This window comes from Mesobacillus selenatarsenatis SF-1, from assembly GCF_000813125.1.
Lineage (GTDB): Bacteria > Bacillota > Bacilli > Bacillales > Cytobacillaceae > Mesobacillus > Mesobacillus selenatarsenatis.
This window is the reverse complement of sequence record NZ_BASE01000004.1, coordinates 68,615-90,571: the sequence shown is the minus strand read 5'-3', so window position 1 is coordinate 90,571 and position 21,957 is coordinate 68,615. Positions and strand designations below refer to the sequence as shown.

Annotated in this window: 14 protein-coding genes; 9 read left to right on the top strand and 5 right to left on the bottom strand. The window is 38.8% G+C overall.

Annotated features, from left to right (window positions below):
• The first annotated feature begins 109 nt into the window (after positions 1–109).
• A complete protein-coding gene (locus TY49_RS23715; protein WP_052442025.1) occupies positions 110–2,347 on the top strand; it encodes a cell wall-binding repeat-containing protein in 2,238 nt (745 codons plus the stop codon).
• A 178-nt stretch (positions 2,348–2,525) separates the two neighbouring features.
• On the top strand, positions 2,526–5,000 hold the full coding sequence (locus TY49_RS23710; RefSeq protein WP_052442024.1) for a S8 family serine peptidase: 2,475 nt from the start codon (positions 2,526–2,528) through the stop codon (positions 4,998–5,000).
• 35 nt (positions 5,001–5,035) lie between these two features.
• Here TY49_RS23710 and TY49_RS00700 read toward each other — a convergent pair whose 3' ends face one another.
• The 5 genes from TY49_RS00700 to TY49_RS23705 form a co-directional block, all read right to left on the bottom strand.
• Entirely contained in the window at positions 5,036–6,220 is a 1,185-nt protein-coding gene (locus TY49_RS00700; RefSeq protein ID WP_041963975.1) for a glycosyltransferase family 4 protein, read from the bottom strand.
• Positions 6,217–7,605 carry an O-antigen ligase family protein gene (locus TY49_RS00695; RefSeq protein ID WP_041963974.1) on the bottom strand — a complete coding sequence of 463 codons (1,389 nt, stop codon included), beginning with the start codon at positions 7,603–7,605 and terminating at the stop codon, positions 6,217–6,219. The genes TY49_RS00700 and TY49_RS00695 overlap by 4 nt, the downstream gene beginning before the upstream one ends.
• Before the next feature lie 66 nt (positions 7,606–7,671).
• Complete coding sequence (locus TY49_RS00690; RefSeq protein WP_041963973.1) at positions 7,672–8,475, bottom strand: glycosyltransferase family A protein; 804 nt, start codon at positions 8,473–8,475, stop codon at positions 7,672–7,674.
• Positions 8,476–8,708: 233 nt separating this feature from the next.
• On the bottom strand, positions 8,709–9,464 hold the full coding sequence (locus TY49_RS00685; protein ID WP_041963972.1) for a PIG-L family deacetylase: 756 nt from the start codon (positions 9,462–9,464) through the stop codon (positions 8,709–8,711).
• A 14-nt stretch (positions 9,465–9,478) separates the two neighbouring features.
• Complete coding sequence (locus TY49_RS23705) at positions 9,479–11,398, bottom strand: cell wall-binding repeat-containing protein (RefSeq protein WP_052442023.1); 1,920 nt, start codon at positions 11,396–11,398, stop codon at positions 9,479–9,481.
• 199 nt (positions 11,399–11,597) lie between these two features.
• On the opposite strand from TY49_RS23705, the gene TY49_RS00675 reads away from it, so the two are divergent.
• The 7 genes from TY49_RS00675 to TY49_RS00645 all read left to right on the top strand — a co-directional run bounded on the left by TY49_RS00675 (position 11,598) and on the right by TY49_RS00645 (position 21,875).
• A complete protein-coding gene (locus TY49_RS00675) occupies positions 11,598–12,920 on the top strand; it encodes a cell wall-binding repeat-containing protein (RefSeq protein ID WP_052442022.1) in 1,323 nt (440 codons plus the stop codon).
• A 218-nt stretch (positions 12,921–13,138) separates the two neighbouring features.
• Positions 13,139–15,223, top strand: coding sequence for an N-acetylmuramoyl-L-alanine amidase (locus TY49_RS00670; protein WP_041963971.1), 2,085 nt, complete (start codon positions 13,139–13,141; stop codon positions 15,221–15,223).
• 41 nt (positions 15,224–15,264) lie between these two features.
• The gene (locus TY49_RS00665) at positions 15,265–15,969 is read left to right on the top strand and encodes a hypothetical protein (RefSeq protein ID WP_041963970.1); all 705 of its coding nucleotides are present in this window, start codon (positions 15,265–15,267) and stop codon (positions 15,967–15,969) included.
• A 25-nt stretch (positions 15,970–15,994) separates the two neighbouring features.
• Positions 15,995–18,250, top strand: a complete 2,256-nt coding sequence (locus TY49_RS00660) for a SpoIID/LytB domain-containing protein (RefSeq protein ID WP_041963969.1) — start codon at positions 15,995–15,997, stop codon at positions 18,248–18,250.
• A gap of 184 nt (positions 18,251–18,434) precedes the next feature.
• Positions 18,435–19,307 carry a UTP--glucose-1-phosphate uridylyltransferase GalU gene (galU, locus tag TY49_RS00655; RefSeq protein ID WP_041963968.1) on the top strand — a complete coding sequence of 291 codons (873 nt, stop codon included), beginning with the start codon at positions 18,435–18,437 and terminating at the stop codon, positions 19,305–19,307.
• A gap of 18 nt (positions 19,308–19,325) precedes the next feature.
• Positions 19,326–20,636 carry a UDP-glucose dehydrogenase family protein gene (locus tag TY49_RS00650; protein ID WP_041963967.1) on the top strand — a complete coding sequence of 437 codons (1,311 nt, stop codon included), beginning with the start codon at positions 19,326–19,328 and terminating at the stop codon, positions 20,634–20,636.
• Between the two features lie 99 nt (positions 20,637–20,735).
• On the top strand, positions 20,736–21,875 hold the full coding sequence (locus tag TY49_RS00645) for a glycosyltransferase family 2 protein (protein WP_052442021.1): 1,140 nt from the start codon (positions 20,736–20,738) through the stop codon (positions 21,873–21,875).
• Positions 21,876–21,957: the final 82 nt, after the last annotated feature.

The following is a 21,957-nucleotide window of genomic DNA, read 5'->3' as shown; positions in this document are numbered from 1 at the left end:
CTTGGCTTTTTTATGTTGTAGGTCAAACGGCATGGTTGCTTGGTCCGATTGTTCACTCAGATTGATTTCTCTAGAATGAATACTAGACTACCGAGATGGAGTGAACTAGATGAATAGGTGGAAAGCAATAGTATATTTGATTGTTTTGATCATGCTCATGCCAATATTTCCGCAAAATGTTGTTGGAGCTGAATCAAATGCTGTGAATCCGATACAATGGTCCTCATTCAACAATGGGAATCCAAATGATTCAGACGCTCTTAGAATAAAAGGGATTCTCCTTAATACTAATAAATATGGACTATCTACATGGTGGAATGAAGTCCGGAATTTTGATAGCCAAAGCAGCACCTACTTACAGTTTGGCGGTGTTCTAGAACATGAAATTCGGCATCCTTCTGCTATGTCATTAGGACTGGCCACATCACTTGCATTTGGGCTTTATGACCCAGGGGTTACAGGTGTAGCAAAAGAAGAAGCTATAAAGAAAACTGTCAAGCTAGTAAGTTCTCTATCATATAGACATAGAGCAAATTCTCCTGGTGGCTGGGGAAGCCACTGGCAATCAGCACATTGGGCGAATTTTTCAGGTTTTGCAGGATGGCTGTTATGGGATAAACTCTCTGCCGCAGAGAGGGAATATGTCAGGAAGATGGTTGAGTATGAAGCTAACCGCTTGATTCTTTATAAAGCACCATATTGGAAGGATCCAGCAGGGAATACCGTTTATAAGGGTGACACAAAAGCGGAAGAAAATGCATGGAACTCCCAGATTCTTCAGCTAGCTACAGCAATGATGCCTAATCATGAGAATTGGAAACTATGGATGTCCAAAAATCTGGAATTGATGATTTCATCTGCAGCTATGCCATCTGACTTAAAGAATGAAACTGTAGTGAATGGAAAGCCAATAAAGAATTGGATTAGCGGGACCAATATCAATCAAGATGGAACCGTCATAAACCATGGTTTTATTCATCCCGATTATATGGAATTTATTGCGTTCAATAATACTTCTGCTTTGCATTATACACTGGCTGGCATGCCAACACCGGAAGCAGCATTCTTTAATTCGGATATCGTTTATAAAAGCCTGGTAGATGTACCATTCGATTCTCAAGATTATCTGCCGCCAGGCGGGACTATATATAGGAAGGATTCTTCCGACATTTATTACCCTGAGGGAAATGATTGGGGTAATGATCGGAGAATGCAATTTGCTACACTGGATATCTTTGCGAACGAGTTTGGTTTCGATGGGCTCGCAAGCAGTAAGGGTGATTACTGGGAGCCGCTTCATGCCCAGAAAGTCCTTGATATGCAAAACCGCCATCATGATGGCCGAACTTATGCCGCTCATGAGGAAGATACTTATCGAGGAAGAGAAGAATGGGTTGCGCACCATGCTGCCTGGGCATGGATTGCCAAATGGGTAGGACATAGTGGGGAATTCCACCAGACGAATGCATCATTCGGACCTACCTATACCCGGGTAGCAGGCGCTGGACGATACGAAACAGCTGCTGAAATCTCTTCTACAGGCTGGGAACACGCAGATACAGTCCTTATTGCCAGAGGAGACAACTTTCCCGATGCGCTGTCGGGTACTCCGTTAGCTTATCAGCTGAATGCTCCTTTACTACTGTCAGAAAAAGATTTCTTGCCGAGTGCTACGATTTCCGAGATTTTACGACTAAATGCCGAAAAGGCAGTGATTTTGGGTGGGGATTCGGCAATTGATAAAGCAGTTCAAGAAAAGTTGATCTCATTAGGACTAAAGGTGGAACGTATAGCCGGGGGAAACAGGTTTGAAACTGCCGCGAAAATCTCCAGGTTAATTGATAATCCTTCGGGTAAAGCTTTTGTCGTTAATGGACATGATTTTCCAGATGCACTTGCAGCTGGAGCTATAGCAGCCCAAAAAGGATATCCCGTCCTTCTAGTGGAAAAAGAGCGGATTCCTTTTCATACAGCCCAAGTTTTGGATAAAAGTACTGGAGCCTATGTCGTTGGTGGAAAGGCAGTCATCGATGAAAGAATATTATCAGGGATTCCGGAGTCAGAGAGAATTGCCGGAGCGAATAGATATGAAACAGCCGCCAAGCTGTTCAATACATTCAATCTATCCTCAAAAGAAGCAATGGTGGCTAATGGAACAAGCTTTCCAGATGCACTGTCTGGGGCAGTTTTAGCTGCTAAACAAAACAATAATTTACTACTTGTTGAGGATACCAGAGTTCCTTCGGAAGTGGCTGCCGTGTTAAAAGAAAATGGATTACAGCACTTCAATGTTTTGGGAGGACAGCGTGTTATTGACCGTCAAGTAGTCAGGTTGCTAATGGAATAACTTGAAAGAGGGGGCTGCTTATTGGTCTCCTCTTCTTTCGTTTCCTTTAGGAAGGTATAAGAGTTAGCTATAAAAGTGTGATAGAATTAACTGGAAATACTATTTTATATGAGATGTGCATATATAAATAAGTTTAGTAGAACTATAAACTTTTAATATCTATAAAGGGGAATGCCCTATGAAGTGGAATACGAAATATGCTGTATTCATCGTTACTTTATTTATCCTGGCTTTTTCATTTGATTCCGATCATGAAGTTTTTGCTGGGGAGAAATTTTCGAAGCAATCATTTAAAAGGTTAAGTTCTACGAAGGAAATCACAAATAATATTCATAGTCGACAGATTTTAATAAAGTTAAAAAATAGGAATGTTAATCTTGAGAGTCTTGATTTAATAGAAAAGGAATCACCGACGGCTCTTGATAGCAGAGGCATAGTTCTTGTAGAAGTTCCAATTCACTTTAGTTATCAAAAAATGTTGGATATGTTAGCACAAAACCCTGGAATTGAATATGTAGAACCCAACTATCTGTATGAGCATTTGAATGTATCTGATGATCCTTTTTATAACTATCAATGGCATATACCGGTTTTAAATATTCATAATGCTTGGGGATATATACAAAACCCTCACCCTGTAAGAGTTGCAGTGTTAGATTCTGGAGTAGATCCACATTCAGACCTTGCCGGAAAGGTGCTTCCTGGTTATGACATTCCAGCGAATACTCCCTTTCAGACTGATCTAATCGGCCATGGTACAAACATTGCAGGAATCATTGCCGGAATAAAAAATAATGGAATTGGTATAGCGGGGATTAATGAAAATGTAGAAATCCTTCCCGTGAAAATTACTGACCAAACCACGATTCAGTTGACTGATGTTATTGAAGGCATTTACTATGCTATTGATAACGGAGCTCAGATCATTAATATGAGCTATGGTTCTGAAGAGGGGAACCATATGGAATACGATGCTCTCAAGGAAGCATATACAAAAGGGATTACTTTGATAGCTGCTACTGGCAATGATTATGGAGCTCCAGTATCCTTTCCGGCAGCATATCCATTTGTTATTGGCGTGGGAAGTGTAGATCAAGAGGGAAAACGCTCAGCCTTTTCTAACTACGGTGATTCATTGGATCTTGTAGCTCCTGGAGAAGAAATTGTATCGACTGGTCTCCGCGAAGAGTATGAGTTTGTGAATGGTACGTCTTTTTCAGCGCCAATCGTATCTGGGATTGCTTCCATGTTGCTGAGCCAAGACCCGAAATTATCTCCATCGGAAATAGAGTGGAAATTAGAGAATTCAACAGAGCGTAGTTGGACTGAAACCAAGGGCTTTGGACAAATTGATGCTGTTAAAGCACTTCTAATGCCAAACCCTTCATTACACGACGATGCAGGAAACTCTGTGAGTCAGGCCAGATTGATAAAGGTAGGGCATACATACGAGGAAAGCATCCAAATTCCCGATGATGTGGACTACTACAAGTTTGTAAATAATGAAGTCAGTGATTTATCTTTTCAAACCACTAGTCCTGCTTCCCACGACATTAAAGTCACAATAAAAAAAGTAGCCAATGGGCATATAGAATGGGAAGAAATAGTGGACAATCTGGGCATCGGTGGAATAGAAAAATTATCATTGAGGGTTAATCCGGGTACTTACTATATTGAAATCAGCGATTTTAATTACAGATGGTCAAAGAACCAGTACAAGCTTAAAGTATCTTCGAACAGTTATCATCGTATTGAAGGGAGCAGCCGGACTCAAACAGCTGTTAATATTTCCAGAAAAGGCTGGCCAAGTGGATTGACACATCAAGAAAGAGCAATCATTCTGGCAAGAGCAGATCATCCGGCAGATGCACTGTCTGCTGCAGGTATTGCTGCCATGAAGGATAGCCCAATCCTGCTCACTTTCCCTGAACAGATTGATACCGTTACACTTCGTGAAATTTTTAGACTTAACCCGGAAAAAATCTATCTATTAGGCGGTAAGAATGCCATTGATGAATCTGTAGAAACATTGCTTAAGAATAAGGGTTATACTGTTCAGCGTGTACATGGAAAAGATAGATTTGAAACGTCTATTAACATTGGCAGAGCTGCTGGGTTAACCAATCAAAATGAAGCAATCATCGCCAATGGGATCACAGTTGCTGATGCCCTTTCAGCTTCTAGTATTTCGGTGAGTAAACATATTCCAATTTACCTTTCACAAAAGGAAAAAATGCCAATGCAGCTGCCAGAGGCTATTAAGAAAGTGTATATTCTTGGAGGAGAGGCTGCCATTAGCACTCAGGTGGAAAGTGACTTGAAGAGAAAGAGAATCGAGGTTGTCCGAATAGCTGGACATAGCCGCTATGATACAAATATTAATGCGATTAAGAAGCTTACAAATCCAGATACATTGATACTTGTGAGAGGCACCTCCGCGAAAACAGATTACGAGGATTATCCAGATGCCGTTGCTGCTTCAGGGCTTGCACATCGCAGAAATGGGGCAATTGTTCTGGTAAATCCATTAAAAATAGAAAACGTTACGAAATCATATGTATCGAGTCGTTCATATCCCATGTATGCTCTTGGGGGAGAAAAGGCTTTGCCTGGTGGGCAATTGACTCATCTGGGACTGAAAATAGCAAAATAAAACGAAGAAACCCTTGCATTTCGCAAGGGTTTCTTCTATTTCCTTTTTTCACTTTTTATTTCAAGGATAGCTGTTTCATACTTTTTGGCATTTGCTTTCCAGGTGTAGTGCTTTTCAATAAAATCCCTTGCGTTGAAGGCCATCTGGGCACGAAGCTCATCATTATCAGCAATCTTTTTAATTGCTTCAGATAGGTGCTCGTTCGTGTTCTCTTCTAGGAGTATTCCGTTGTAGCCTGTTTCAATTAACTCCTTGCATTGACCGAGGGCAGGAGCTACTACCGGCTTACCCATTGCCATATATTCAAAGATTTTAAGTGGAGAGAAGTGGAAGAACTCAATATCCTTATATGGTGCAATTGCAATATCCATAAGGTTAAGAGCACCTGGAATCTCTTTATGGTCAAGAAATCCCGTTATTTCAACATATTCAGTAAGTGATAGCTCATTTATCTTTTTCTCGAGTCGCTCTCGCTCATTGCCATCCCCTATTATCAGAAAGCGGAGATTCGGCATTACTTTGAGCAAATCAGGAAGGATATCGATTCCTCTTTCAACTCCGTGCCATGATTTCAAACTTCCCAGGAAGCCAATGACCACGTCTTTGTCCCATTTTTGCTTTAGCGGGACTAGAAAATCAGGAGCAGGAGCATCCAGACTGAATTTATCAATATCAACACCATTTGGGACAACAATAGTTTTGGATACATCATAACTATTTTCCGCAAAGTATCTTTTCAGTTCATTAGATACGACAGTCACAGCATCAGAACTTTTGAACACTTTCTTTTCAAACCAATTCAATAAACCTTTAATATAGAAACGCTTCTCAAGATCTCTTTCAAATACAACAGAAGCATTCACCTCATAAATCACAGGAACATTCATTAGTTTACCAGCTATAATGGCTGATAGATCATAAGGGGAATACCGGTTAATAACACAATCGGGTTTGTGTTCCTTAATAAGCTTGATCAGTCGTAATACCCTCGGGATGTTCATTGCAACTGACCTTGCTTCCCTTAAGATTAGTTTGAGCTTATTGCTCTTTTGTTGAAGCTCCTTTGTCCGCTGGATATTGGAGGCTTGATTTTGCTTGCGCAATGACAATTCAACAGGGATGACTTCATGTCCAAGCTGTTCCATTGCTTCTATAAATTCACTTGCGTGTACTTGTGAACCTTCTCCTGATGAAAACCAGGAAAGATAGATTATTTTCATATACTTTCTTCCTCATCGCTAATAAATTTATTGAACATTAGCCCGATAATGATAAACAAAATGGTGATTGATTGTAGATTGTACCAAACCTCAGCAACCATGCCCATTACTGCATAACCGACGATTGTAAGGTTAATAGCCAACCCAAGAAATTGTTTTGACTTATTTCCTTTAACGATGGAGTAAAAAGTCCTTGCATAAATGTATAGGTACAAGCCGGCTAAAACTAAAAGGCCTAAAATACCATATCTCGCTAGAGTATAAAGATATGAATTATCTGCAAAACGGACAAATCCTTCTTTCATTGGACCTGAGCCAATGATAGGGGACTCCTTGAACTTCTCAAGGTTTAAATTCCAATAGTAATATCTGTTTTTAAAAGAACTCACCGATTCAACACTTCTCTTAAGTCGCTCATCGTCTTCGGAATTAGCGTTGTCACCATCTTCGCCTTCTGAATCTTCTCCACCTTCACTTGGAGCATTTGCGGAAAGTCCGGAAATGATTTGATCTGCAGCATAGTCAAGGTATGGAACTTTAGGGATGACTACGAGTGCAAGCATTGCAAAGATGCCAAGTACGATTAGACCTTGAGATAGGGACTTGATAAAAGTACCTTTTCTTAAAACGAGTCTCAACAGTAGCCAGTAGACAATAACTCCGGCTGTAATAATGACAGCTGTTCTAGAAGTAGTGAAGAATACACTTAGCAAGCTTAAAGTAATAAAGCCATATCCAATAATCGGATTCGTTTTGTAAATTGTCATATATGAAAGAACTAATGCGACAACAATGATCAGGAAAGATCCATACATATTCGGATTCTGGAATGTACTTGTCACCCTATGCTGATGGTCAATCATCTTATATAAGCTTTCACTTTGTGTATACAATAAACCGATATGATTATTAATATTAAAGATATTAAAGAATTGCAGGATACCGAATATCTCAATCGCTAAGATAAAAAGGAAAATCGGAAAGATAAGTTGTTTAATTGATGGAACTCTGACTTCTCTTGCGATTAAATAAAATGAAATATAAAAGGCATATCGATATAGTTCAATAAAGTCACCCAGCCCCGCCTTCGGTAATGCTATAATTCCATACACAGTGGAAATAATGAGTGAAAGGGCTCCTAGTGATAGAAAGATTGTTACATAATCTGGTTTTTTATCTAAATAATAGAGGTTTTTTGGATTTTTCAAGAACCAGTCTTTTGTCATGATGAGCAAAACGACGAAACTGATTAATAAGATTATGATTGGAATGATCTTGACTGAAAAAGAACCGAATAATATGCCTGGTGCCGGTTTAAACATCAGTAAAGCAATCAAAACAAGGAAAATCAATTTATGTTTTTTTGTTAACTCATTAGTCTGCATGTTATTCTCCCTATTAAATTAATTTTTATAATATACAGTTCATACTGTTTTGATTTTGTAATTTAATTAATTTTTATTATAACGAATCGTTTTATTTAATGATGATATTAAAAGCTTGGCCTTATTTTCCCCTTGGATTAAGTTGTACTTTTTGAAAAAGAACAATGTAATTAGTGCCAGGGATACAGGAGTATTATACATTCGTTTAAACATAGGTCCCTTACCCAGAACCGTTTTTGTATTCAATCTTGTAACGATATCTTTCTTCTCGTGATATACAATCAATTCTGGTTCATAAGCAATTTGATACCCTAAAGAATATAAATCAAACAAGAGAATGTTTTCCTCTCCTGACGGATACTTCGCGCCAAGGCCGAACTCCTCATCAAAACGAAGATGTTCTTTCTTTACCTTTTTTAAATCAATGAAAATTTCAATTGATGATTTGGACCACAGTCCTCTTTTGGAAACTGTGGGCTGGACTTCATCAGGGTAATTCTTTAGATACTCATTTTTATCAGGATCAAACATTTGAAAACAAATAATTCCTGCACTGGAATTTTTTAAATAAGAATGCACTTTTTCAAAACTGTCATTCAAATACCAACAATCATCGTCTGAAAAAGTGACGATATCGCCGGAAATATAATTCAAGCCCACATTTCGTGCATGTGATAGGCCTTTTTTATTAATGTGAATATGTTTATGTGAGAAATTATAGTTAGAAAGGAGATTCTTTATTTTCTCTTCGTTGTCCTGAGACACAAGAATAACCTCAAAATCACCATTTGATTGATTTTCCAGACTATCGAAAAGTCGTATGAGTTCGATTTGGCGTGTCCCTAAAGTGGGAACAATTACACTTATCATTAAAAATCACCCTGTTTTTTATTTTAATTAAATACCTAGATATCTTAATTTGAAACAAAAAGTATTATAACATACTTATTGTTTATGATTCGTTTTTAAGTAATTTGTAAAGAGAAATTAACGTAACAATTTTTAATGATGATTCCTGAGTTTCTAATTATAAATAACTATAACGAAAACACCCGGCCAATCAACATAAAAGAACCTGTTAATTAACCGGGTGTTTTAATATTTTACTGGTTGGGATAGTGGTACTTACCTCTAGGATCTTCTAGCAGTTTTTTGAAATCATAGCTTACAGATGTATTGCCAATAGCGTACCTTTTATAAGCAGGGTCCCATAAAGAATAAGCGAGAATGGCTCTTTCTATAAAGGTATCATAGCTTGAATGATAATCCTCATATTCACCTGGCCACAAATGGCGTTCAACATTTTGTATATAGAACTTTGTCTCGCTCAGCATACCGAGGTTATACAAATTCAGTAGAGCAAGACCTGAATTCCGGTGGTCAATATGGTCGTCATGATAGCTAAAGGCTGTATGCTCGGCGGCTGGGAATTCGGCCTTGAAGCGGCGAATGACTTTTTCGATTTCTCCTGCATTGGTGGCTCCATCACGCATATATTCAAAATGCATATTTCTTCGTTTAATGCCCAAAGCTTTAGCGGACTCTACAAATTCACGAAAACGAGCCCGTGAAAAATCATTTACCGTTAATGGTGAAAATGCTTCTTCATTCAACCGTTTGTTAACAGTGTTAATTGCTTTTGACGACGCCCCGTCTGTTAAGAGAACAAGGTGGACATCATAGCCTCTCTGTACATAGTGAACGATTGAGCTCCCCATTGTCAGAAGCTCATCATCCTGGTGAGAGACATAGAAGATAACAGTTTTACTCTCATTTATTTCTTCAGCGAGTGCTGCATGGTTTGGTAAGAAACAGAGCAGCAACACAATAACAATCATTAGCTTATTTTTAAGTAACATTTTAACTACCTCATTTATTTTAAGTACTCATTTAGATTATAGATAACAGAATCATTAACCACGGCACTACCACCGAACACTGTGAAGTTATTGATCGGATAGGTTTCAAAAGTCTTCCCGGTTTCAGCCGGAACTTTATCCGGCCCTACTAACAGCAGAGGCGAACCTTGCTTGGCCGCGAGCACTGAACCTGTTAATGCATCAGCAAACCCAAATCCATTTGCAACATATACATTTTCTGTATTCAATTTTAGCTTGGAGACGATTTTTGCTGCGGTATCGAAACGGTTATTCCCGCCAATTCGGACAGGGTTGTACCTGTTTAGCTCAGAAAACACATTCTTTCCGATAACGGATTCTCCGCCAATCACTAAAGCCTCTGTTTTCCCCTCTAATCCTTTTTTAGTATAGAAGGGCAGACTGTCCTTTTCTGTCAGCAGAATTGGGTAGCCTTTTTGAGCTGCATAGGATGCGATTGATAACGCATCTGGAAAGTTATGTGCGAATGCTATGATTGCTTTTTCAGGATTGCCTGTAAGCTTTTCGGAAATCTTATATGCCGTTTCAAAACGGCTGTTACCGGCTATACGTTCGACACTTTCAACCACTTTTTTGAGCGATTGCTCCACCTGAGGAGAGATTGCCCCAGATCCTCCGAGGATCACTACTTTTTTTGCCCCCAGCCTTACAATCTCTTCTTTTGTAATTGGAGTTAACTTTTCTTTCTCGGTTAAAAGAATAGGCGACCCCATTTGGTACGCAAGTGGTACACCTGCTAATGCATCCGGAAAGGAATCGCCTTTAGCGATAAACACCGTATTAGCCTGGGACCATCCTGAACGGGAAATTTCGACTGCTGTATGATATCTGGTAGTTCCTGCTATTCTATTTTCATCAAACGTAAGGTATGAAATCTCATCGTACTGAACTTCAACTCCTCGAGATTCCAGTAGTTTAATAGTATCGAGGGCATCCGGGAACAGTGGATTTCCCTTCAGATTTACTGATCCGTGCTGTATATTCCTTAATGCCCTTATATCTGTAATCTTATTATTGCTTAAGTCTATGTATCCTGCGGTTACATTAGATAGCGCGTTAATATCGATAATTCTATTGTTCATCAAGTTTAAATAATGAACATCCTCTTGGTTCAGGTTTAATCCCTTCAGAGATGAAATCAAATTATTGCTGGCTTCTATATCAGTTAACTGGTCTAACTGTGCAAGTGATGAAAGGCTAGAAACCTTATTATTGTTAATGTTCAACTTTCTTAAATTCGTGAGTTCTGATAAAGGTGCAAGGTTTCCAATTGTGTTATTAGCAGCCTCAAGTGTCGACAATTTACTAATAGATTCGAGACCATTTAGGGAGTTTACTAGATTATTGCTAATATCCACAGAGAAACTGTTGTTTATTTCTGTAATTTCTATATTCATTAGAGAAAAAATGCTTTGTATTTTATTCTTGCTCAAGTTAAGGTTGCACGAATTACAATTAAACTTCATGCTTTGAAGAGGTGAAATATCATTTATTTGATTTTGATTAAGTCTTAAATCTTGGATATTCTTCAAGTTGCCCAGTGATCTTAAATCCTGTATGGAATTCCGGGATAAATCTAGAATTTCTATCTGATTGAGATTGCTAATAGGGGCAAGGTCCGTTATGAAATTATCTGAGAGATATAGTTCAGTGGCCGTTAACAGATTTTCAAGCCCAGCGATATTGGAGACCCCCATCCAGCTGGCATCGAGGTCTGTCAGCGTACCCATCCAATCGGCTGTAATATCAGGGTTGCGTTCATTTATTCCAGCTAGAGTCAATCTTAAATTTGGATCGGGAACTAGGAACTCCTCGGCCGAAGCAAATCTATTATTATGTGAATACGAAGTGAATAACAATGGCAAAAGTAACAGAATTAGCGATATTTTTTTCATAGCTTATGTTTCACCTTTCGACTGAATTTCCTTGGCAATTATACTACCATTTTACATTTAATGAAATGTTTTATAATATTTTGCTAATAATTAACAAATAAAAAGAGGTTTAATGTCGCAAATGTAATATTTTTGTAAAATTGTAGAATAGAGATAAATGATAGAATGGACGAAAGGAACATCGAAGGGAGTCCCATTAATGACTTTAAATTTTATGCGTAAGGGCTTGCAATTAGGGTTTTTGACCTTTCTTGTTACACTAGGATTTGTGTTTTTGGATACTGACCGTGGACATGCTGTTGAAATAGATAGGATTTATGGACAAAATAGATATGAAACTTCTATACATATATCACAGAAAGGCTGGCCGGATGGAGCAGAGACAGTAATTTTTGCTGTAGGAAATAACTTTCCGGACGCTCTTGCAGGAGTTCCGCTTGCACATAAGTTAAACGCTCCGATGTTGCTGACGGATAAAAATTACTTGCCTGTCAGTGTAAAAAAAGAAATTGGGCGATTAAACGCTAAGAAGGCAATCTTACTTGGTGGATCACAGGTCATTTCTTCCAAGGTTGAGACAGAACTTGATGCTCTTGGACTTTCAGTCATCCGTTATGCGGGGAAAAATCGCTTCGAAACAGCTGCTCAAATTGCTAAGGAAGTTGGCAATGGAAAGGCTGTTATAGCAAATGGGTATTCTTTTCCTGATAGTCTTGCGATTGCTTCCTATGCAGCAAATAATCAAATCCCGATTTTGTTAACGAATAAAGATAATTTGCCACAGGAAACTAAAGAAGTAATAGGAAACTTTAAGGATACGCTGGTCATTGGCGGAAGTGCGGTAGTAAATGATAACGTCCTTGGAGATTTGCCTAATCCAGAAAGAATTTCCGGGTCCGATCGATATGATACTGCTGCAAAAATTGTTGAATCTTTATTTGAACCAACTTTGGAAAAGTCCTTCATGGCAACAGGCGAAAGCTTTGCGGATGCTTTGACAGGATCTGTGTTGGCAGCTAAATATAATCGGCCAATGATTCTGACGCGTTCTTCTAATTTATCTTCTTCAGCGTATGACCTGATACAAAAGAAAAATGTCGAAAGGCTTACGGTTATTGGAGGAGCAGGTGTGGTATCTGATGCCGCGCTTAGTAAATTGAATTTAAATGTGGACAAAATAATAGAAACTGCAAAATCCTTACAAGGCACCAAATATGTCTGGGGTGGAACAACTACTCAGGGGTTTGATTGCAGTGGATATCTGAATTATGTATATGACGCACATGGTATCAATCTTCCTCGGACTACTGCGGATATATGGAATAGCGGTATAAAAGTGGACAAACCACAAGTAGGGGATATTGTCTTTTTTGAAACCTATCAGCCTGGACCTTCCCATGCTGGAATTTATATCGGGAATAATTCTTTCATTCATGCAAGTAGTTCCTACGGAGTAACGATCACAAGTATGGACAATGTTTACTTCAAACCTAGATACCTCGGTGCAAAAAGAGTGTTTTAATAGAATTGAAAGGTTAAAGCTAATCTAGCTTTAACCTTTTTTTGTAAAAAATCTAAATCGACAATGTCAAATTATTTGCACTCGATTTTACCTATTGGATAAAAGTACCAACACCTAATTTGGACTATTTTCCAATTTTCTTATTTTTTATAGCTACATAGATTGCTATAATACTACACAGATACAGAAAAATTGACAATATTCTAGGGAGGGCAACAATGAGGATCAAACTGTATGGATTTATGGCTGCATTAATAGGGATTTTTCTATTTGCAGCACCTTCTTTCGCTGGTGCGGAGAAGGTAGTAGTAATTGACCCGGGACACGGAGGGAGATTTTCTGGTACTTGTGGACTTACTGGAAGTAGTACAGGGATCTGTGAAGAAACTAATAATCTTAACGTGGCATTAAAGTTGAAGTCTTTATTGGAGAGCCGTGGAATCACAGTGAAAATGACGCGCTCCGATGACAGACACTTTTCGACATATTTAAGTGGGGATGGCGGAGACCTGGATAAAAGAACTCAGGTAGCCAATGGCTTTGCAACGAATAATAATGATAACACGGTTTTAATTTCCGTTCATCATAATGCACACCCACGAGATCCCTACGTTAAAGGAGTCGAAACATATTATTATGATGGAGTGAATCACTACCAGTCTGAATACCCACATGACCCACTTCAGATTAAATACCTGCCGGACAACAAACGTCTTGCTACTAACATACACTCTAAGCTAATTCCTAGCTTAGGAACTCTTGACAGAGGTGTTCGGAACAATCAAAGCTTTTATGTGATTAGAAATGCAAAAATGCCAGCCGTATTACTTGAGCTAGGTTTTATGACGAACAGGGAAGAAGAAAGCAGAATCAAAACAAGCAGTTATCAGTGGGCAGCTGCTAAAGCAATTGCAGAAGGTGTCGTTAATTACTATAAGGTTTTTGAAGTGTTCGATGAAAATAATAAGCGACTTGCTACTTTTACAACATTAGAAGAAGCTAAAAACTATGTATCAAAGCAAACAAAGTTAGCGAAAGTTTTTGACAAAACTCAACAAAAGTTTGTTTTTGAAAATGGTAAATTTATCGTCGTTCACAAAGAAAATGGCTATCTAAAAGAATTCTACTCTATTGATGAAGCAATTAAATTTGCCAGCAATAATGGAGAAACAAGAATTTATGATAAGTACAACAGATGGACTGTTTGGTCCAACTACCTAACGAAAAAGTATGCTGTCAAACAAAGTGAAACTGTGAAGGAAGAGTTGTTTGACTACAACCAAGCAGTTACAAAAGCAAACGAGCTGGAAAATAGCTATATTGTCCGCAATGACACTGGAGAGGTTATCTGGTCTAAATCAGATGCTGTTAAAGTAGAACGATCTGCATCTCCTACATATATAGCCGGATCTGGAAGAATTCAAACATCAATTGAAATTTCTAAGAAAATATACCCTAATGGATTTGCGGCAGATAAGGCAGAAAAGACTGTCCTTCTTACAACAGGTGTTGATCCTGCAGATGCACTATCTGCTGGTCCGCTATCCGGATTGTATGGTAAAGCACCAATCATACTGTCAGAAGCTGATGTTCTTGTTGAAAGTGTAAAGACAGAGTTAAAACGTTTAAAAGCATCCAAGGTTGTCATCATTGGTGGTCCAGCCGCGATAGATACTGTTGTTGAAAATCAAATCAAAGGACTTGGTATTCAGGTTGATAGAATCAATGGAAGCAACCGTTATGATACCAACAGGAAGATCCTCGCCAAACTTGGGAATGTAAATGGCTATTTTGTTGCATCAGGCAAGCAGTACGCAGATGCATTAGCAGTCGCGCCGATTGCTGCATCACAAAATTGGGGCATTGTTCTGACCGATTTGGATAAAGTGTCAGATGTGTCAGTTAATTTAATGGCAGGAAAACCAGTAAGGATTGTTGGAGGAGACAAAGTCGTTGGTTCTGCAGTAGAAGCTAAGATTAAAGAGAAGACTAGCAATTTAGTCCGTCTTGCTGGTTCTAATCGTTACGATACATTGGCTAAAGTACTGTGGGCGTTTGGCGACAAGCTTGAGTCTGAAACTGTGCTGCTGACGACAGGTGAGAACTTCCCTGATGCTCTTGCAGCTGCACCTCTTGCTGTGAACAATCCTGCTCCACTGATCCTAATCAATGGATCAGTAAAGGTTAATCTCGAATCCTTCTTGCTTGAGCATGGTGAAAACCAATCAATTAAAGAAGTATTGGTCATCGGTGGAACTCTAAGCAAGGATGCCGTTACGGAAGTGACTAATAAAGTTAAATAAAGACTCGGTTTTACCGAGTCTTTCATCTATGGAGGAAGCTTATGTTTAAGAGATTACTAATTCCTTTCTTTCTAATAATTTCATTGCTTTTCGCTTGTTCCAATGACGAAAGCAAGCCGGTACAAGATGATGAAAAATCAGAAGAACTTGATCAAGTATCTGAAGAGAATGATGCTGAACAAAATGATGAAGCGTCTAAAGATGAAGACAAAAATGCCGATAGTAATAAAGAAGAAAATGGTGATGAATTAACCGAGGATAGTGGTTATGTGAAGTATAGGCCTAGCACAGGAGAAGTAAGGGAGTTTGTGGAAAAAGGTGCAGTTCTTTTTACAGAAGAAGTGGTTGACCAAAATGACCAGTACCTGCAAATGAAAGTTACTCTCGGATCTTCTGTTACTACAGAGGTTTATCTCTGGACCAAGGATAAGGTTGCTTTGGTCTACCAGAATACTAGTCTGGATGATCATAATGCTAGTATCCTTGACACATTTGAGTCAGAAGTGGGCCCAGAGGTATTGCTGGGTAGCGATAGTGACTGGGAGTTAGTAGCAAGAGACACTACGGTCAAGATTGGAAATCAAGTTCTTCAAAGTGTCTATGCTATTAAGCTAGTGACGGAAGAAGTAGTTGGGGCAGAAACAATCAAAACACGTTATTACGCACCTGAACATGGAATGGTAAGGGAAGAAGTTGAGGTTACTGGAGAAGGTGGCTATAAGTCGACTGTTGATCTGGTCATGTGAAAAACATTTACGGGGGAATATATAAATGAAACAAATATACAAGCAATTGATTTTGCTTATAGCTGTCTTTTTGCTTGCAAGTACGTTTTCGGGTAAAAGCACTTTAGCCAATTCAGAACCAATTGTGAAAGTTAAACTAGTAAACTATTTAGGGAACAAAACTAGTATTCCATTAAAAATAACTGGGGAATACTTGCTTGATGGAACATCCCTAACTTCTGGCAATCAATATTATGTAAAAAATGAAAATGGAAAGATAGCAATCTACCATGGTTCAAAGCTATTGAAAAGTTCGGACATGCCATTAACGATTACTCCAAAAGAGTACGGGCAATCCCATTATGCCAATATAAATGGAAGAAACTACCTTGGTACTATGAGGTTTACTAAGGAAGGGAGTTATGTTCGGCCAGTAAACGAACTTTCGATGGAAGACTATTTGAAAGGCGTTGTTCCTGCTGAAATGCCTGCATCATGGTCGCTTGAAGCATTAAAGGCACAGGCTATAGCAGCTAGAACATATATTAAGGCAAGAATCTCCCAAGTAATTGATGATACAGTTAAGTATCAAGCATATTCTGGCTATACATGGAACAGCTCTTATTATGCTAAGACAAATCAAGCAGTCAACGACACTGCAGGGCAAGTTCTCACTCATAATGGCAGATTGATATCAGCTGTTTATTCATCAAGCAATGGAGGACATACAGAATCCAATTCAAATTATTGGGGTTCTGCAAAGTTACCATACCTCCCTTCAAAGCCGGACCCATACGATCCTAAAATTGAATGGAACATTACATTAAATAAAGAGCAAATCAGTCTATCAGGCCTGGATTTAAGTCAGCCTCAATTGTGGTGGGGACAGGTGAGGGAAAAGGCACAAGGCAATGAATTGCTGAATATTAACTATATCAAATCCTATATAAGGAATAACTATCATCCGAATACTGAAATCAAGGTTACTGGCATTCCAAAAGTTGGTGTAGGAAGTGGTTATACTTTAGCGGATAGCGGCACTACAACAGGAAAAAGGACAACAGGTACCCTGCATGTAGAATATATTATGAAGGATTCAAGTGGTAACTATGTACGAGACTTGCCAGGTAACCTTCCTGATAATTATTCTACAACACTTGGAGGGCCTTCAAGGTATCACACTAGTGTTGATATTTCTGAAAAGGGATGGCCAAGTACTGCTTCTGCCGTGGTGCTGGGAAGAGGTGACATCCATGTGGATGCCATTACAGGAACGGTTCTTGCCAAAAAGTTGAATTCTCCATTGCTTTTGACAAAATCTGATGAAGTTCCATCTGTAGTTCTAGAGCGAATTAAGGAGCTGCAGCCAAGTACTGTTTACCTGCTTGGTGGAGAATCAGCAATCGATAGCTCTTCAGAGAATCAGCTGAAGACAATGGGATACAATGTGGAGCGGATTAATGGGGCTTCTCGTTACCATACTGCTTTGAAAATAGCAGATCAAATTGGAGCATTCTCAGAAGTGTTCATTACAAGTGGTGACGAAAATTCACCTGATGCTTTGTCTATTGCATCCTATGCAGCAAGCAAGCAAATTCCTATTATCCTTACGGCACAGGACAAGCTCCTCCAAAGCACGTTAGATACGTTGAAAAAGCATCAAGTAAATAAAGTCACGATCATTGGTGGCGAGAGTGCAGTTTCAACAGGAATTGTAGATCAATTGAAGTCATCGGGAATTGGTGATGTCAGCCGAATTGAAGGACCATCACGCTATCATACAAGTATTGAGATTGCCAAGAGACTTTCATTTGATACAAATACCCTTTATTTCGCACAAGGTCAGACTTTCATCGATGCTCTTCCTGGTGCTGTATTAGCATCAAAATCCAATGCACCAGTCATCTTGACTGAAAAGGATTCATTGTCATATGATGCGGAGAAGTGGATTAAGAGCCTAGGTATTAGACCGAGTGTTGTATATTTAGGCAGTGAAGCGGCTATTTCTGAAACAGCAAGACAAGAAATTAAAAATGCATTAATTGGCGACATTAAGGTACATGTAATGAAGAAGGACAATGTAGGCATTGGAGTCCTAAGGGCGATGATGGGTGGAACTTTATTTAAGAGCTATCATATTGACAATGTTAATGAAACATCAACACAGTTTGCTATAAATGGTAAAGGATTCGGTCATGGAGTCGGCATGAGCCAGTATGGTGCCAAGAAAATGGCGGAACTAGGAAAACCATACCAGGAAATACTAGGCCATTATTATCCGGGTTCAGTGATTACCAAATAACAAGATGAGAGAGACGGGGTATTGCCTCGTCTCTTTCATTTTTTTCAATTGTGTTAAATGTTTAGTTTGTCGATTATTAAGGAATAACATTTATGGTATTCTAGAGTATAGTTATACCAAAAGCTTTTTTTATGTGCTTATGATATAATACACATGTTAAAAAAGTAAATTGAGGAGTGTAAAAATGGTAAAAGTTAAAAAAGCAATCATACCTGCGGCTGGCCTGGGAACAAGGTTCTTACCCGCCACAAAAGCTCAGCCTAAAGAGATGCTTCCTATCGTTGACACACCTACTATTCAATATATTATTGAAGAAGCCGTTTCTTCAGGAATCGAAGATATTCTGATTGTAACAGGTCGAGGAAAAAGAGCGATAGAAGATCATTTTGATAAAGCTATGGAACTTGAAGAATCACTTGCAGCTAAAGGCAAGTTTGAAGAGCTCGAAAAGATTAAACAAATCTCGAACTTAGCAGATATCCATTATATCCGCCAAAAAGAACCAATGGGACTAGGGCATGCAATTTGGTGTGCAAGAAAGTTCATCGGCAATGACCCGTTTGCTGTTATGTTGGGTGATGACATTGTAGTATCTGAGACGCCATGCCTCAAACAGCTTATAGATCAATTTGAAGAGAAAAATGCTTCCATCATTGGTGTACAAGAGGTTGAAGAGAATGACATTTCTAAGTATGGTGTTATTGATCCTATCTCCAAGGAAACTGATGGTGATTTATATAAAATCAGGAACCTGGTGGAAAAGCCTGCAAAGGAGGAAGCTCCTTCAAACCTGGCTATTATGGGACGATATGTGTTAACACCAGAGATATTGGATATCTTAGAAAATACAGAACCAGGCAGAGGAAATGAAATTCAGCTTACTGATGCGCTTCAAGCTTTAACAGAAAAGCAAGATATGTATGGGTACTTATTTAGCGGCAGAAGATATGATATCGGCGATAAATATGGATTTGTACAAGCTACAGTAGAATTCGCCCTTATGAGGGACGATTTGAAGGATCCTTTAAAGAATTGGTTAAAAGAAATTATTAAGTGACAATAAAGGAGAAACATCATGAATGTATGTGTTGTAGGTACAGGCTATGTGGGATTGGTATCGGGAGTTTGTTTTAGTGATATTGGTAACAAAGTTACATGTATCGATTTAGATCAGGAAAAAATTGACAAGCTGAAACAGGGGATTATACCTATATATGAACCAGGTCTATCAGATCTTGTTTTAAAGAATATAAATGAAAATCGACTTTCCTTCTCGACGGATTTGACGGAAGGATTGAAAGATGCAGATGTTGTATTTATTGCCGTTGGTACTCCGCCGAAAGAGAATGGGGAGGCAGACTTGCAATATGTAGAAGCTGTTGCAAAGTCTATCGGTGAGCATCTGGATAGCTATAAAGTGATTGTGACAAAGAGTACAGTCCCTGTTGGAACCGGGAAGCGAGTTAAAGAAATTATCGCTTCAGTTTCGGGCCACACAAACTTTGATATTGCTTCGAATCCTGAATTCTTGCGTGAAGGATCCGCGATTTACGATACGATGAATATGGAAAGAGCGGTCATTGGTGTTGAAAGCGAAAAGGCGGGCGAAGTCCTGACAGAGCTTCATAAACCGTTTAATACAAATATTGTTTTAACAGACGTTGAGACTGCAGAAATGATTAAATATGCATCTAACGCCTTTTTGGCTACTAAAATCAGCTTCATAAATGAAGTAGCGAATGTTTGTGAACTAGTTGGAGCTGATGTCACTAAAGTAGCCGAAGGAATGGGTTTTGATAACAGGATTGGGAAAGCGTTCTTGCAAGCCGGAATCGGTTATGGAGGTTCTTGTTTCCCTAAAGATACAAGTGCTCTTGTTCAAATTGCAGGGAAAGCAGGCTATGACTTCAAGATTGTCCGCAATGTAGAGGAAGTCAACCAGAACCAGAGATTCAAAATCATTGATAAGCTAGAGGCTGTATTTAACAATGATCTCTCCGGCCGCAAAATTGCTGTCCTGGGATTGGCCTTTAAACCGAATACAGATGACATGAGAGATGCTCCATCTATTGATTTGGTACCATTGCTGCAGGAAAAGGGAGCAGATGTTTTCGCATTTGATCCTGTAGCTGCTGAAAATGCTCGAAAGGTAATTCCTGGTTTGAATGCAGTGGAAAACCTGCAAAAAGCAGTTAATAACGCTGATGCGGTGGTCATTTTAACGGATTGGCCGGAATTCAAAGAGATGGATTTGGTGCAACTAAAAGAAACAATTAACCAGCCAATCATCATTGACGGGCGGAATATGTTTGAACCTGAAACAATGAAGGAATTAGGTTATTATTATTCCTCTATTGGTCGCCCGTTAGTTGACGGCAGGGAATAATAAAATTCCATTGATCAATGGATAATAAATAATATTAGTAATGATAAACCTTGTCGACAGGCAAGGTTTTCATCCTTTTTTACTGAAAGGAAGAAGATAATGATGGTATTGCAAGTCGCTTTTTGGTTTTTGATTTTTTTAATAGTATATATTTATTTTGGGTACCCGGTATTACTTAAAATTATTTCTTCGTTCAAAAAAGTTCCTTCAAACGAAGGCCAGACTTTTAAGCCAAAAGTTACATTCTTTATTGCTGCCTATAATGAAGAGAAAGTAATTGGGGAGAAACTTCAAAACGCAGTGGGTTTAAACTATCCCAGGGAATTATTAGAGATTATTGTCGTATCTGATGACTCATCAGACAGGACAAATGAAATTGTCGAGGAATACTCAACGAAGTACCCTTTTATCACCTTGAATGTTGTCAAGGGACGTAAAGGGAAGACGGAGGCGCTTAATAAGTCTGTTCCTTTAGCAAAAGGGGATGTATTAGTCTTCTCGGATGCGAATTCAATGTATGAAAAGGATGCGCTGCTGTATCTGGTAAAGCATTTTAGCGAGCCATCCATTGGTGGAGTATGCGGTGAACTAAAACTTCTTAACTCTACAAATTCATCTATAGGGGAATCTGAAGGCGCTTATTGGAAATATGAAAAACTCCTTAAAACGTTAGAAACCCAAACGGGGACAAGCATTGTCGCGAATGGTTCCATCTATGCGATCAGGAGAGAATTATTTAAAGAGATGAATCCTAATGTTGGGGATGACATGCAAAATCCATTAATCATCATTAGCCAGGGGAAAAGATTCGTCTATGAGCCAAATGCTATTACAAAAGAAGAAACATCGACTAAAGAAAAAGAAGAATTCGGACGTAAAGTCAGGATTGTCACCAGAAGTTTTACTGGAATAATGGCCTATAAAAAAGTTCTTAATCCATTTAAAAACTTTGATTTCTTTTATAAGTATATGTCCCATAAATTCCTGAGATGGCTAGTGCCTTATTACATGATTGCCGTATTTATTATGAATCTTTTTTTACTTGAACATGAATTATACAAATGGGTCTTTGCTGCTCAGCTTCTTTTCTATGGATTGGCCGTACTAGGAATTTGGGTAAAACACAAGATCACCTATATTCCGTACTATTTCTGTTTAGTTAACTATGCTGCCTTGTTGGGTACAATGAGAGCTATGACCGGCAAGAGGCAAGCAACATGGAAACCTACTTCACGATAGGTGCTGCCCCTCTAAAACAATGGATGCCGTTTTAGGGGGCTTTTCTGTTGTTTTTTACTGGGATGAATGGGAGACAACTGTC